The organism is Bosea sp. AS-1, assembly GCF_002220095.1.
Classification (GTDB): Bacteria; Pseudomonadota; Alphaproteobacteria; order Rhizobiales; family Beijerinckiaceae; genus Allobosea.
On the sequence record NZ_CP022372.1, the window covers coordinates 1,544,462 to 1,559,066 of the forward strand.

Sequence of the window (14,605 nt, forward strand, 5' to 3'; positions counted from 1 at the left end):
CTGTATATTCGAGTTGACGTAGGCGTCCGATCGCATCGTTTCCGAAAATGACAGAAGCGCGACACGGTACTACCGTATGTCAGACTGATCTTTATTGACCGCGATGGTTACGCTTTGCCCCGTGTGTGGGCTATGGTCCGCCGGCAGAATTTCGGGTGGCGCGAACCAGCGCTCACCCGCTCAGGAGAGAGCTTGGATGTCGGCTCGGAGCGAGCACCCGGACTTGCCGCGGCTGTCCGCCTACCCGACCTGGCGGCGCAGCCGCTCGATCACCATCCCTCATATCCCGCTCTTCGAGCGGATCCTGTACTACATGCTTGCGCCCGATTTCGTCGCTCGCGTCGTTTTCGAGCTCGGTTTGGGGATGAATTACTATTTCCTGAATCAGCAAAAACAGTGGTGCATCTATCTACTATTTCTGTGCGAGTACATTAATCAGCTGAGAACGATCAGGCGAGCTCATTTCCGTATCAATTTTGGTATGATGGCGGCCTTCCTTTTGTTCGTCATGCTGATTCACGGGATTCTTGTTGGAGTAACGTGGAATAACAAGCCCGGTAAGATATTTACCGATAGCGTTCCCGTGCTCATCATGATTTGCAACATCATATTTTTGTCGAGAGTACCGATCCTCGATGGGATCAATTTTCAGCGCGTCCGCAAGATCGTGTATATTTATGGAGTCGTGATGCTCTTTTGCGGCATTGTCGCCGTGAAGATGGGCAAGCCGTCGATCATTTCGCTCGGCGGGTCGATGGGAAACACGATCAGCCTGTCCGTCATTCTCGTGACAATCGCCTTCGCCAAGCGATTGAACTGGACGGATATCTGGGTGTCGACCGTCCTGGTGCTGGGGTCCCTACCGACCTTCAATCGCACCTCCATCCTCGTGATGGCGGTTTCCTTCTGTTACCTCGTGCTACCGCGGATGATCCGGTCGCCTCTGGCACTCTATTCCGCGGCCGTCCTGATCATGGTCGGTGCTTCGTTCACGTCGGTCATCATTCCAGACGACAGTCCCCTGATGAGACGAATTGAAGGCACCATCAACTTCGATCCGAATGCCACGACCGGCGCGATTGGCGAGCGCCAGGCGGAAGTCGAGGCCATTCACGAACATCTGACCCAACTCGGTCCTTATGCTCACGCTTTCGGCGCGGGAGCCGGCGGCACCTACATCGTCGTTTTCAGCCAGGGCCAGATCCCGGAGAACTACAGCCATGCGCATTATGGCTGGGCGCTGTTCAAGCTGCGATATGGCTATGTGGGATACTTCTATCTGGTCCTTTTCGTCATGCTTTTGGTCTACAGCATGCTGAGGAATTTCCAGAAGGGTTCGATCGAAGGCGTCTTCGTCGGTTTGCTGGCTCTCTGGGGTTTCGTGTTCGTCTTTACCTACATGTTCCAGAACCAACTGACCGCCGGGCTGCAATTCGCCGATCCACCGCAGACGGCGCGTCGCGGTCGACGACGCCTGTTCAGGCGCTCGGTTCCCGACGATGTCGACACTACGGCGATGGGGGTGAGACGTGGCCCCCGATCCAGAGCGGTTCGGACATAGCTGGCGGGATCGGGGCCATGGAACGCAAGGATTGGGTGGATCGAGCCCGAGGTATCGGCATCGTTCTGGTCGTCTTCGGCCATGTGCTGCGGGGCCTGGGCAGCGCCGGGCTCGTTCCCGCGCAATCGGGGCTCTGGACCCTCGACTACGTCTTCTACACCTTTCACATGCCGCTGTTCTTCCTGCTGTCGGGCCTCTTCGTCGAGCGGAGCCTGAGCAAGGGGCGCGAGACATTCTGGCGATCCAAGCTCGAGACCGTCGTCTACCCTTATTTCCTGTGGTCGTTGATCCAGGGCTTGCTGCTCGTCGCCTTCGCTGGCGTGACCAACAACAGCTCGTCGCCGTGGCTGCGGCTGGGCTCGATCCTGTGGCAGCCGCTCGCGCCGTTCTGGTTCCTGTATTCGCTGTTCTTCTGCCATCTGCTGTTCGCGTTGCTGCGCGGGCTCGATCGGCGCGTTCTGTTGGCCGTGGCCGCGCTGGCCTATGTCGCCGGCGAGATCTACCGAGGCGGCGCGCACGACATCTCACCGTTGCCCGACACTACCAGGGGCTTCCTGTTCTTCGTGCTCGGGGTTCTGGCGATGGAGCGGAATTGGCCGAATCTGGCAGTGCGCCCGAGTATTTCCGTGCTCGCGGCCGCCGTTTTCGCCATCAGCGTCGCGGTGGGTCTGCGCTGGGATATCCCGTACGAGGCGTTGTGGCCGGCCGCCGTGGCCGGGATCTTCCTGACGCTCGGGCTCGCGCAATCCGCCTTGCCCGGTGCACGACTGTTCCAGGAACTCGGGCGCTATTCGATGGTGATCTTCGTGACCCACATCATCATCGCCTCGGGGCTGCGGATCATCCTCATGCGTTTCACGTCGATCCACGATCCGGCCCTGCATCTGGCGCTTGGCGTTTGCGCCGGGCTCCTGCTTCCGATCGTGGCCTATCGCATCGCCAGCCGACTGGAGATCGAGCGTTGGCTGGGATGGCCCGCGGAACGGCGGTTGACGGTCGGCTAGATCGCGCACGACGTGCTGATCGGGTGAGGCGAGGCCTCGGCGTGCGCCGTCAGGAGGGCGGAAGCTGGTGCCCGGGTGCCGCGCCGCGCTGTTCCTTCAGGCTTGCGGCAGGTGGGGTCTGGACCCGGTTCAGGACAACGTCGAGCACGCGTTCCCTGTCGCCGAAAGCCTGCATGCGGCCGGCATTCATCACCAGCACATAGTCGCAGGCGGCGAGGGCGCTCGGCCGATGCGCGACGACGACGGCGATGCCGCCGCGCTCGCGGACGCGGAAGATCGAGCGGGTCAGGGCTGCCTCGCCCTCGGCGTCGAGATTGGAATTCGGCTCGTCGAGCACCACGAGGAAGGGATCGCAGAACAGCGCGCGGGCGAGCGCGACGCGCTGGCGTTGCCCGGCCGAGAGAGCGGAGCCGTGCTCGCCGATCTGCGTATCGTAGCCATTGGGCAGCATGAGGATCATCTCATGGACTTCTGCTGCTGCCGCGGCGGCAATGACGGCGTCGGGGTCGAAATTCGGTGTAAAGCGGGCGATGTTCTCGGCAACGCTGCCGGCAAAGAGCTCGACGTCCTGGGGCACATAACCGATATGGCGTCCCAGGCGCTCGGGCGACCACTGGTTCAGCGCCGCGCCATCGAGCCGGATATGGCCGCGGACCGTCGGCCAGATCCCCACCAGAGCCCGCGCCAGGGAGGATTTTCCCGAGGCGCTGCGCCCGATAATCCCCAGCGCCGAGCCGGCTTCCAGCCTGAAGGAGACTTCGCGAGCCGCCAGCAGGTTCTGCCCTGGCGGAGAGACGGAGATGTTGTCCGCCGCGAGCCTGTGGCGTGGCGCCGGCAGCGACATCACGTCGTTCTGCGGCATGTGGTCGAAGAGCAGATTGAGGCGGCCCCAGCTATCGCGTGCCGCGCGGAACGACTTCCACTGCGCGATGACCATCTCGACTGGCGCCAGGGCACGCGCGATCAGGATCGAGCAGGCGATCATCACGCCCGGCGTGGCGATCTGCTCGATCACCAGATAGGCGCCTGCAGCCAGCGTCGCGGACTGGATGGCAAGGCGCGCCACCTTGGAAATGCTGCCCAGCCCGAGCGAGACGTCGGCCATCCGATTGTTGGCGCGGGCGAAATCGGCGTTTGCGGCTTCCCAGCGCCGCGAGATGTTCTCGCGCATTCCGAGCGCGCGGATCGCCTCCGCATTGCGTCGGCCCGCTTCGGCCAATGCTGCACGCTGGGTTCCGTATTGGGTCGCTTCCTTGGCCGCGTCGCGCGTGCCGACCTCTGTCAGGCGGGTAAGCGCAACGAGGATCAGCGCGCCAAGCAGCGCCATGGCGCCCAGCGCCGGGTGAAACAGGTAGCAGATGACGATGTAGATCGGCATCCAGGGCAGGTCGAAGAAGGCGCTCGGGCCGCCGCCGACGAGGAACGACTTGACGTTGTCGAAATCCCGGCCGGGCTGGCTGGCATCGATCTTCAGGCCGCTGTTGACCGCAAGGAGCGTCATCGCTTCGAACAGGCGTGGCGAAATCGCGGCGTCGAGCGCGCGCGCGACGCGTACGAGGATGCGGGAGCGCACGATGTCGATCGCCGCCTGGAAAAGGTAGAGCACCGCCAGGATGATGCCGAGACCCACGAGCGTCGGCACGCTGCGGCTCGGGATCACGCGGTCATAGACCTCGAGCATGAAGAAGGAGCCGCTGAGGTAGAGCACATTGACGATGCAGCTCATCACTGCGACGCCGATGAAGGCGGTACGGCAGGGCGCGAGAGCTGCTTGAAGTTCTTTGTTGCCCTTGCTCAACCGCTATGCCCGCCCGATGCTCAAGATGCTCGACTGGAAACTCCCGGCACGCGGGCTCATGGTCCTTTGCCGTCAGGCAGCCTCGCCTCGACGGCTTTCCGATACCAGAAGCGTCGGGGCAATACTATGGCCTAACCTTGCGTCGCCGCCGAGAGGAGGCGACGAGGCTTGAGGCGGCGCGTTGAGGCGTTCCGGCATGAGGGCGAGCAGGGCTCTCCGCAGCGATGCCCAGGAGCGCGAGGGAAATGCCTGCTCCGCCTCCATTCGCATGGCGAAGCGTAGATATTCTTGCGTCATATTGGCTGGAAGCCGGCTTCGGGTGGTCCCCGAACGGCTGCGCATGCGAGCCCAGCCCTGTCGAATGGCGTGGCGGCGGGCGTCCGGCGCGCTGAGCCCGGCGAATGCGGCGAGTTCGTCGTCATCGAGCCAGATCTGCGGCATGGCGATCCTCCGGATGAACCAGGGATAGCCCGGCGGCCTTTTGCAATGATTGAGCGTTATGGTGAGCGCGGATTCAGCATAACGGGGCGTAAAGCCCGCGGCTCGACCGGATGCCGCAGGGCATCCGGTCGCCGCCTTTCATGTTCGGGATCGTGCCGCTCGCCAGGTTCTGCCCCTTATTTCATCCGGTCAGGCGACCAGCTTGTAGGCGTTGACCTGAACCTCCTCGATCTTGTCGGCCGAGAAGACCTCTCCGGCCTTGAAGGCCCACATCACGCGCGTTCCCTGGAAACCGTATTGCCACGGCACCGACTGGAGGCGGTGGTTGTCGGCGCTGTGCTTGACCGGCGCATAGTCGTTGCGAGCGAATGAGCCGTCGAGATGGCCCATGGGCTGCACGGCCCCGCCCGAAACCCAGGAGCGGCCCTTCGCTGTCAGGAACTTCGGCTTGTTGACGGCATAGCTGTCCGCCCGGCTGTAGCCGGTCGGTGCCTCGAAGGTGCTGATCTGGAGCGCGAGGTGGTCGACACGCCAGCCATAGCTGATGTCCTCCGGGACGTTCGGAATGACCGGGCCGTCGAGATCGAAGGGCCGGCTCGGGTCGGTCTGCGCCCAGGTCGCGTCGGTCCAGGTGTAGCCACCGAAAGTCTCGGCATGGATGAACGCACGGTGCACGGTGTTGAAGTTGTACTTGCCCTGCTCCTGGTTGGCGCCGCCGCCCGACAGGCTTTCATACAGCGCGATCCCGAAATCGGAGCCGGCGGCCGTCTTGCGGCTGCCGATCCGGTCCTCGGTGTCGTAGCTGCCGGCGGGAAGCGTCGTCATGCAGGGGGTCGAGTGGTTGTAGCCCAGGGCGAAGGACCATTCGGAGCGGGTATCGGTGCGGGGATCGCCCGCCGACATCGCGATATCCCATTGCAAGGCGCTGTTCTGCGTACTGGTTTCCTGGAAGCCGAGACGCAGCACCGTGCCGGTGGTCGTGTCGGCGAAGAAGCCGTTGCTGGCCTGATAGGAATTGTCGAGATTCGATACGCTCGGATTCTTGATCCCGACCAGCCCTTCGTTGACGGTCGGAGAGGCGAACACGAAGTTCGGGGAGCCGAGGGTCTTGTTGAACTGGATCGCGGTCTGCCCCTTGCGTCCTGCGACGAGGCCGTCAGCATCGGCATCCTTCATCAGGATGATCTCGTCGAAATAAGCTTCGATCGCTGCCTTCGACTTGATCCGATGCTGCTGGCCGATGGCGGAGAGCTTGGCCTGCAGCATCCAGCGTTGCGCGACCGTGAGCGGCTTCGTGACGATGATGCCGCCGAACAGAAAATCTCCCCGGTTCGTCGTCCCGAGTGCCGTGGTCGAGCCCGAGAATACCGCGCCGATGCAAAGCGCCCCGTTATCGAGCGAGCCGCCCTGGATCGCTGTCGCGGTGCCGGCCGCGTAGGTGGTCGCCTTGGCAGCGCGGCCGGAGGAGTACTCCGCATAGCCGGAGTTTCCGAGCAGATAGCTCGTTACCCACTGGCTCTTCGCCTTCCAGCGATGGTTGGCCATGTTGAGATTGGTCGGCTGGATCTGAGCGCCACCGCTCTGCACACGCACGAGGTCATAGGTCGTGCCGCCTGCGAGGTAATGGAAGAACTGGTTGGTGTTGTTCAACCCGTAGCAGAGTACGTTCTCGCGCGTCGTCGTGCCGCCGGGGAGTGGGTCGGTTGTGTCGAGCGTGCTCTTCTTGCGGTTGTTCGGGCTCCAGAGCAGGTGGAACTCACAGCCGGCGGTCGAGACGTCGACACCGGAAGCCAGGAGTTGCAGGGCACCGGCGCCGCTCATGTTCGCCCCGACGCCGCCTTGCGTCGCGGAGCGCGTCAGCTGGGCGTCCATCGCGCTCATCGTCGTGCCGAAGCGCTGGACGGCATCCGAGCGGACGAAGGCGACGGTGGTTCCTGCGACCGTTGCGAGCCGCTTGGGCGAGCCCGGCACCTGGTCGAGGAAATGGACGATGTCGACATCAGCGCCGGAGCGCCAGCTTTCGACTGCCGCCATGTCGAAGGCCCCTGTCGATGACGAGAAGCCGAAGTCCTGTTCCACGCTGTCGGACAGGCGCTTGAGGCGAACCGACGAGCCGGCATAACCATCCACGAGCCGATCGAAGCCGAAGGCCAGGACAGGCAGCGAGGCCGAGACCAGATCGGACGATGCCGGGGGATCGAGTGCCAGGACGGTGCTGTCCACCGTCAGCGAGATCACCGTGTCGCGCGGCGAGTTGGTCACGCCAGCCAAGGTCTCGCGCAGGGTGATGTCGAAGCTGCCGACACTGGCAGAACTCGAACCGATCACGAGGTTGGTGCCGCTGATTGCCACCCGAGCGTCGGCCGGCGCGATGGAGAGCGTCGAGCCGGAGGAGAGCCCGAGGACAGCGCCGATCACGGTCCCGGATGCTGCGCCCGCCATGAAGGTGGAGGACGATAGGGTGAGTGTGGCGAGCGCGGTCTCGTCGGCGGGCACGAGGACAGGCTCGCTGCCTCCGCTGGCGACAGCGATGGATTGCGAGGCCGAGAGCAGCGAGCCGGCGGCCGGTGCCGTGGAGAAGACATAGGACCATGCGCCGAGACCGTCCGCGGTCGCCGTTCCGACGACAATGCCGTTGCGCCGGACGGTGATCGAGGCATTGGGTTCGGCAGCGCCGGAAAGCGTGTGGGTCAGCTTGGAATAGTGGAGACCGGTCGGCGGCGAGACCGCCGCCGGATCCGAGGCCGCGATCCGTTTGCCCGAGAAGGCGCTTCCCATCAGAAATGCTGTCATGGGCAGGTCCTTATTCGTAGAACTCGATGGAGCCGGTGCAGCCGGCCGGTGCGCGCAGGATGAGATGCGTCGGCTGGGTCGTGCCGTCGCGTAGCGTGACGGGGAAACGGCGCGCGCCCGGGTTGAGGATCGAACCCGAGCCATCGGTGGTGGTCGCCGTGGGCAGGGCGAAGCTGGAGGCCGAGGTGCCGATCAGGACGCGCACATCGCCGTCGAAGCTGAAGATGGCGAAGCGCCGGCCGGCCGGAATGGCGACACGCTGAAGGGTGTCCGCCGCCAGCACGATGTCTTCGACGACATCGGCGAAGGGCGGAGCCAGAGCGGTGCGGTTGGAGGTCAGAGGATATTCTTCATGGAAAGCGGTCATGGTCGTAGGGTCCGTCCCGTTGCGGGAACGGAAGGGTATAAGAATATAAGCCTAAGGGGATAAGTTGCGCGGCGATCGCAAGCGAGCTCACATGGCCGGAGATGCAGCGGCATGAGGATTCTGGTCCTGCTGTTCCGTATGCGACGCTGGCTGCGCCGGCGGAACCTGACGCTGCTTGTCCTCGTGGGTCTGATCGCTGTCGCGGTCGGAATGCTGCTGCTGCTCGCGGGGCGAGACGGGGCCGCACCGGAGCCCGACGCGCGCGTATCCCTGCCCGAGACGCGGCCTGTCGATGCCGGCGACACCAAGATCGACGCGCGCATGGAGGCGGCCGTTGCCGCGGAAGCGCAGGCTGTCGCCGGCAACGATCTCGCAAGCCTGCCGGCCTTCACGCTTCCGCTCCCGCTGCATTCGCTTGACGGGACGCGTTTCAGGCGCGGGAACGAGGTCGTGCAGCTCTTTGGTGTCGAAGGGCCGAAAGACGAGGATGTCTGCCTCGACGGCGGCGGGAGGCGCTGGTCCTGTGGCCTGCAGGCACGCGCCGCCTTGCACAATGCAGTTGCGGGGCAGGTGCTGCAGTGCCAGCCGCGCAAGACGTTGTCCGCCGAGGCTCTCTCCGCTTCATGCACGATGTTCGGTCCGGATGGTCGCCAGGCCGGCGATCTGGCGAGGCTCCTAGTCGCCCAGGGATGGGCACGCCCCAACGCGGATGGGCAGGATCTCTATGGCGCCGAAGCCGGCGCGGCCCAGGGAAGGCAGGCGGGGCTCTGGCGCGGGGGCTGGACGATCAGCCCGCCGAGCCAGTAGGTTCGCGCATCGATGCGGCCACGCCAGCCGGCTGCGCTCCCGGATCGTGGAAGTCGCGAACGGCCTGGCCCGGAAATCTGCCGCGCTCCAGCCTTTTTCGGTCGCGACACTTCGCCAGCGCCGTCTATAACGGGGCGTCGCAGGCTGGCCTTCAACCGAGACCCTTCATGACTGATTCAGTGAGTCCGCACGCCGGAAAACGGCTCGAACCCTCCATGCTTGTCGATGTCGCGGCTCTGACCAAAGCCTATTTCGACCAGCCAGATCCGACGCAGCGCTCGCAGCAGGTGGCCTTCGGCACCTCGGGGCATCGCGGCTCCGCCTTCGCCAAATCCTTCAACGAAGCGCATATCCTCGCAGTCGCCCAGGCGATCTGCCTCTATCGCCGCGAGCAGGGGATCGACGGACCGCTCTTTCTCGGCATCGACACGCATGCGCTTTCGCGCAACGCCTTCGAGACGGTTCTGGAAGTCTTCGCGGCTAATGGCGTGACCACGATGATCGACGAGAAACTCGGCTTCACGCCGACGCCCGTCATTTCGCACGCCATCCTGACCTATAATCGCGGCCGCGCGTCCGGAAAGGCGGACGGGGTGGTCATCTCGCCTTCGCATAATCCGCCGGCCGATGGCGGGCTGAAGTACAATCCGCCCCATGGTGGCCCGGCCGATACCGACGCCACGGGCTGGATCGAGAAGAAGGCCAACGCCTTCCTCGCCGACAAGCTCGCCGGTGTCGCTCGCATCCCCTACGACAGGGCGCTGAAGAGCGAGCATATTCGCCGACACGACTACATCAGCGGCTACGTCGCGGATCTGGGGAACGTCGTCGACATGGAGGCGATCGCACGCGCGGGCGTCTCGATCGGCATCGACCCGCTCGGCGGTGCCGGGCTCGACTATTATCAGCCGATCATCGATCGCTACGGGCTGAAGGCGACCATCGTCAGCAAGGACCTCGACCCGGCCTTCGGCTTCATGACGGCTGATTGGGACGGCAAGATCCGGATGGACTGCTCGTCGCCCTACGCCATGGCGAGCCTCATCGGCATGCGCGACAGGTTCGACGTCGCCTTCGCCAATGATACCGACGCCGATCGGCACGGCATCGTCACGCGCAGCAGCGGGCTGATGAACCCGAACCACTACCTCGCCGCCGCGAGCGCCTATCTGTTTGCGAACCGTCCCGGCTGGCGCCGGGATGCCGCCATCGGCAAGACGGTGGTCTCGAGTGCGATCATCGACAGGGTCGCGGCCAAGCTCGGTCGCAGGCTGGTCGAGGTGCCGGTGGGCTTCAAATGGTTCGTCGACGGGCTGATCTCGGGCGAATTCGGCTTCGCCGGAGAGGAAAGCGCCGGAGCCTCCTTCCTGCGCAAGGACGGCTCGGTCTGGACCACCGACAAGGACGGGATCATCCTCGGCCTGCTGGCCGCCGAGATCACCGCCAGGACGGGCTCCGACCCGGGCGTGCTCTACGACAAGCTGACGGCCGAGCTCGGCAAGCCTTGCTATGCCCGTGTCGACGCCCCGGCGACGGCGGCGCAGAAGGCGGTGCTCAAGAACCTTTCGCCCAGCCAGATCAGGACGAAGGAACTGGCGGGCGAGCCGATCACCGCGATCCTGAGCGACGCGCCGGGCAATGGTGCGCCGATCGGCGGTCTCAAGGTGACGAGCGCTGATGGCTGGTTCGCGGCGCGCCCCTCCGGCACGGAAGAGGTCTACAAGATCTATGCCGAGAGCTTCCGCGACGAAGCTCATCTGGCCCGCATCCAGGATGAGGCGCGGCAGATCGTCGGCGCAGCCTTCGCTGCGGCTTGATCGGTCTTTTCCAGAAAACCTGGCACATGTGCCTGCGGTCGCTCGATCAATAGTCACAATTGGTCGGCATGCTGCAGGCGTCATGATCCGGACCGGCTGCCTGAAACCGGCGCTCCTTCTGTCGGTTGCCCTGTGCCTGAGCGGCTGCGTGACCACGCAGGAAAGCGAGCTCCCGCGGACGCTCGCGCCGCTGGATTTCGTGCGCTTCTGCATGGATTACCGCTCCGAGTGTCAAAGTGGGCGCCCCAATGCGGTCGTCGCGCTGACCTCCGAGACCCGACAGGCGATCGAGCAGGTCAATACCGAGGTCAATCGGCGGATATCGCCGGTGACCCGCACCGCCGCCTGGCGGATCAATCCTGCGACCGGAAACTGCAACGACTACGTCGTCACCAAGCGGCATGAGTTGATGGCGCGCGGTTTTCCGGCTTCCGCGCTCCTCATTGCGACCGCCCGCACGCGGGAAGGGGAGGGGCATCTTCTGCTGATCGTCCGCTCCGATCGCGGCGATCTGGTGCTCGACAACCTGACCGGGAACGTGCTGCCGCGCGCACAGGCGAACTATATGTGGCTGGCGCGCCAGTCCGGGGCGGATCCGAACATCTGGGAAATGATGTCGCCCGTGGCGGAGCCTGTCCGGACCGAAGTCTGAACGGCGAAAATTTTAGTCAGAAACCCAGGATGAAGCGCCAGAGCAGCCAGCCGAGAAAGGCGATCCAGACCGTCATGACGATGCCGATCAAGGCCAGGTAGACGGCAGCCCCGATTTTGGTCCCGAGCCTATCCGGACGCTCGCTGGAGGAGGGGCCTGTGCGATCAGTCATAGTCTGGGCTCGAAACGATACGGACTTACCAGTCAAGCGGGTCGGATATGGTCGGGCGCCGTCCCGGCGCAGTCTCGCGCAACACAGAGCCGATCTTCCGCTTGTATTCATCCCACGATGAAAGGACGCGCCCGCATTTCGTGCAGGTCACTTCGCTGTCCGGGTCAAGCCGACCGGGGAGCGAGACACTCGCCGATCCGCAGACGTGGCACTGGAAGCCGTCCCGTCCCATTGCGATCTCCTCAAACTTCCGAGCCGACGTTGATTTCGCTCGAAAATGCTGCGGGGGTCGCATGAAGGGGTATCGTAGATGACCCGTTCCTGAACACGCCGGTACTCAGGACAACGAGACGAGCATGGTCGCGAACGTCGATCCGCTTCTGATCGAGAGCGGTTGCTCCTCGGCGACCGCGAGAACGGTACGCCGAATGGCGAGATGCTGATGGTCGGAGAGCAGTCATGTCAAAGGCCTCATCGGGGCCCATGATCCCTCGTCATGACTTTGCGTCAACTGCAATGTGGATGTTTCGTAAACGCCCAACGCGGGCTTACGGCCTTGCCACGCGGCGCAGCCGGACGACCTTGTCGCCCTCACCGCCGCTGAGCTGCAGCTCATTGCCCTTGAACAGGCCGATATATCGGCGGGCGCCGATATCGAAGACCACCATTCGATCGGCGATGTTCCGAATGACGAGAGGTTCCCGCTGGAAGGGTTTGTCTGCCGAGGTGTTGGCCTGCATGTGCTCGGTGTCGAGGAAAAGCATCAGCCCCTCGCCGTGCCACATCCCGCGCATGAAGGACAGGGCCGGTTCGCTCGCTCGCGCCGACGCGACCGTCACGACGAAACCAAGCAAGACGGCAGCCCACCCCATCGACCTGTCTCCCCGGCCTTGCTTAGCCGAGACGGCCGAATCAGGCCAGCTGTTCAGCCTGTCGCGGAGACGATTGTGCGGAGCACAACGGCGTCATTTTCGGAGGCGTTTCTGTTGCGGGCGCCGCCGATGGATGGCTTGCCGCGTCGGTAATCTGCGGCCGGTTGTGCCCGGGTGTTCGCTCGAAATTTTCTCAAGGAGCGCGCAATCCGAGCAGTTTTTTGCTCTGTCTAGCTATGGTGAGAAAGTATTTTTACTTTTCTGATAAAATGAAAACCATTTTCTATCGTTATTTTTTGTCTATTTGTTGGTTTTTATATCATAGGGACGGTACTAAATTATAAATTTATATCTATCGTTCAAATTTAATTTCAATGGAATCCGATTCGTAATTGGCGCTGTAGTGAAGTCTCAATATTCAAGAGTAGGCGCCCGATCGGCAAGTTCGAGAAATATTGCGGTGCAAAATAACCACACCGTTGCAGCCAGGATTATCATGAACCCCCTCCCGCATTTCCCATATTGAACTATAGCTCAAAGTTGAATCGTAACAAATCATCTCGGCTCCAAGCATTGTTGAAAAGTCTGCCCTTCGTTCCGAAGGGGCGTGGACCCGACCGGGTGGTCTCGCGATGAGAACCGCCGCAGCACGCGAGATGGAGCGGTGTCGTGCGCCTGCGGCCGCGGGCCTTCCCGGACCTTACAGCTCAGTTTTCATATTCTCCGCATGCGGGGAGGATTAGTTTCATCCAAATTCTTAAATTTTATCCGGCAATTTGAGCGAAGAATCATATTTAAATTTTAAAGATCTTCCACAGTCGTGAATTGCCGTTCCTTCTGTAATCGTCGTAACTCTGCCGGATGGCTGTTGGAAGAAAGCTGCAATTCGCTGCTCCGAAGAATTCGATGATCGCATGGCGTAGACGCGCGCGCCCGGAAAGGTCTGGGACCGCTCGCTTGGATGGGCGCATCGATCTGCCATGATCGCGGCCCTGTTTTTGTTCGGCTTGGGAATTGTCCTGGGAAGGATCGCAGTTCCGATCCTCTCCATCGCGATCCCGATTCTGCTCACGATCGTCATCGTCGCAGTCTGGCTGGTGACCGGCGAGCTCAGTTTCCTGAGCTTCCTGATCCTGGTCGGCTATCTGCTGGCCTTTCACGCGGGCTACCTGCTCGGAACCTATCTTTGGCACCGCCGCTCCGGCCGCTCGCCGGCTCCCGCCAGCGTGGATGCTGCCTCTGAGGACAGCGCGCCGAAGGCCGATGGAAGGGGAAGCGGCCAGCTTCACTGACGAGGGCCGGTCAGTGCTCGTAGGGGGCGTTCGCCGCGTCTTCTTCCGCCTGGTCGCGTGGGTCCAGGAGAGATGACCATCCCTTCGGCGCTGTCGCTCCTGAACTCATCGCCGCGAGCTGCCTGACCGCGACCCGCAAGGCGTGGCGGCCGAACCGCGTCTGCGGCATGGGAAAGTCCAGCGGGTCGGTCTCCGTTGCGACCGCGTTCCGAAGCGCGCGCTTGATTGCCGACAGATCAGGGTCGCCGAAACGGTCGAGAAGGTTCGCGAAGCGCTCATGGGCAGGACGGTCGAAGGGGCGGGAGCGACCCATGGCGTCCTTGGCGGGATGGGCCGGGACGAGATGCGCGCAAGGCACGAGGCCGGCGGGGACCGGTTCGGTCGCGGCGTGGGTGCGGCCGGCGCGCAGCAATTGCGGCAGGACATGGGTGTGAGGACCTTCCGGGCTCTTTCCATCGGCCGGCGGGATCGGCTGATAGACTTCGCAGCGGCCGATCCGGGAGAGGAAGACGCGGTGGGGCCCGGCCACGACGATGGCCGCCATCGCCGGATTGCCCGGCTCGAACAGGGAGCGTCCGGCCTGGCTCCGCAGCAGCCCGACCAGCTCCGGATCCTTCGTCCGGATGCATATGTCGGCCTGCAAGGCGCCAAGGCCCATGTCGAAGAGAATGCTCCCGGCGTCTTCCGAACGCAGCGCCCCTGCGTCCGGGCCGAGTTCGGTCAGGACTTGGCGGCAGTTCATGGTGCCATCTTCCCCGGGAAGGCAGATGGCGATGCGGTGGCTCCAGCTCGTGCCGACGGCGGTTTCCGAGGCGAAGAGGCGGGCCTTTTCGAGCCGGCCGAAACCAATGCCGCCGCGGTCGGTCGTCGCCGAGAGGCGCCCGGGCTCGTCGACGATCACGACCGGTTCTCCGGGATCACGCATGAATTCGGCGATGGCGCCGAACGTGCCGAGATTCCATTGGCTCGACGGGTCGTGAATGTGCTCGCGCAGGACGGCGCGGATCGTTTCGCTGTCGCTCATTCTGG

13 protein-coding genes are annotated in these 14,605 nt (G+C 63.4%); 6 read left to right on the forward strand and 7 right to left on the reverse strand.

All coding sequences use genetic code 11. The annotated features are described in order from the left end of the window. Nucleotides 1-196: 196 nt before the first annotated feature. Together CE453_RS08935 and CE453_RS08940 are read left to right on the forward strand one after the other, a co-directional pair. On the forward strand, nucleotides 197-1,561 hold the full coding sequence (locus tag CE453_RS08935) for a hypothetical protein (protein WP_089174266.1): 1,365 nt from the start codon (nucleotides 197-199) through the stop codon (nucleotides 1,559-1,561). 17 nt (nucleotides 1,562-1,578) lie between these two features. Continuing rightward, nucleotides 1,579-2,565, forward strand: a complete 987-nt coding sequence (locus tag CE453_RS08940; RefSeq protein ID WP_089174267.1) for an acyltransferase family protein — start codon at nucleotides 1,579-1,581, stop codon at nucleotides 2,563-2,565. Nucleotides 2,566-2,614: 49 nt separating this feature from the next. Here CE453_RS08940 and CE453_RS08945 read toward each other — a convergent pair whose 3' ends face one another. The 4 genes from CE453_RS08945 to CE453_RS08960 form a co-directional block, all read right to left on the reverse strand. Then, a complete protein-coding gene (locus CE453_RS08945) occupies nucleotides 2,615-4,363 on the reverse strand; it encodes a type I secretion system permease/ATPase (RefSeq protein WP_282568776.1) in 1,749 nt (582 codons plus the stop codon). 72 nt (nucleotides 4,364-4,435) lie between these two features. After that, nucleotides 4,436-4,804, reverse strand: coding sequence for a hypothetical protein (locus CE453_RS08950; protein ID WP_089174268.1), 369 nt, complete (start codon nucleotides 4,802-4,804; stop codon nucleotides 4,436-4,438). Between the two features lie 189 nt (nucleotides 4,805-4,993). Beyond that, on the reverse strand, nucleotides 4,994-7,597 hold the full coding sequence (locus CE453_RS08955; RefSeq protein ID WP_157732966.1) for an Ig-like domain-containing protein: 2,604 nt from the start codon (nucleotides 7,595-7,597) through the stop codon (nucleotides 4,994-4,996). A 10-nt stretch (nucleotides 7,598-7,607) separates the two neighbouring features. Further along, entirely contained in the window at nucleotides 7,608-7,964 is a 357-nt protein-coding gene (locus tag CE453_RS08960) for a hypothetical protein (protein ID WP_089174270.1), read from the reverse strand. A 111-nt stretch (nucleotides 7,965-8,075) separates the two neighbouring features. Between CE453_RS08960 and CE453_RS08965 the strand changes: the two genes are divergently transcribed. From CE453_RS08965 to CE453_RS08975, 3 genes are all read left to right on the forward strand, one after another. Continuing rightward, nucleotides 8,076-8,771 carry a thermonuclease family protein gene (locus tag CE453_RS08965; RefSeq protein ID WP_089174271.1) on the forward strand — a complete coding sequence of 232 codons (696 nt, stop codon included), beginning with the start codon at nucleotides 8,076-8,078 and terminating at the stop codon, nucleotides 8,769-8,771. A 167-nt stretch (nucleotides 8,772-8,938) separates the two neighbouring features. Then, nucleotides 8,939-10,588 carry a phosphoglucomutase (alpha-D-glucose-1,6-bisphosphate-dependent) gene (gene pgm, locus CE453_RS08970; protein WP_089174272.1) on the forward strand — a complete coding sequence of 550 codons (1,650 nt, stop codon included), beginning with the start codon at nucleotides 8,939-8,941 and terminating at the stop codon, nucleotides 10,586-10,588. An 82-nt stretch (nucleotides 10,589-10,670) separates the two neighbouring features. Next, complete coding sequence (locus tag CE453_RS08975) at nucleotides 10,671-11,240, forward strand: transglutaminase-like cysteine peptidase (protein ID WP_157732967.1); 570 nt, start codon at nucleotides 10,671-10,673, stop codon at nucleotides 11,238-11,240. A 16-nt stretch (nucleotides 11,241-11,256) separates the two neighbouring features. On the opposite strand, the gene CE453_RS28500 is transcribed toward CE453_RS08975, so the two are convergent. Further along, on the reverse strand, nucleotides 11,257-11,412 hold the full coding sequence (locus CE453_RS28500; RefSeq protein ID WP_157732968.1) for a hypothetical protein: 156 nt from the start codon (nucleotides 11,410-11,412) through the stop codon (nucleotides 11,257-11,259). A gap of 548 nt (nucleotides 11,413-11,960) precedes the next feature. Further along, the gene (locus CE453_RS08980) at nucleotides 11,961-12,284 is read right to left on the reverse strand and encodes a hypothetical protein (protein WP_089174274.1); all 324 of its coding nucleotides are present in this window, start codon (nucleotides 12,282-12,284) and stop codon (nucleotides 11,961-11,963) included. Between the two features lie 980 nt (nucleotides 12,285-13,264). On the opposite strand from CE453_RS08980, the gene CE453_RS08985 reads away from it, so the two are divergent. After that, nucleotides 13,265-13,576 carry a hypothetical protein gene (locus tag CE453_RS08985; protein WP_089174275.1) on the forward strand — a complete coding sequence of 104 codons (312 nt, stop codon included), beginning with the start codon at nucleotides 13,265-13,267 and terminating at the stop codon, nucleotides 13,574-13,576. A 10-nt stretch (nucleotides 13,577-13,586) separates the two neighbouring features. On the opposite strand, the gene CE453_RS08990 is transcribed toward CE453_RS08985, so the two are convergent. Continuing rightward, nucleotides 13,587-14,600 (reverse strand): DUF6925 family protein, encoded by a 1,014-nt coding sequence (locus tag CE453_RS08990; protein ID WP_198302299.1) that lies wholly within the window; start codon nucleotides 14,598-14,600, stop codon nucleotides 13,587-13,589. Nucleotides 14,601-14,605 lie beyond the last annotated feature (5 nt).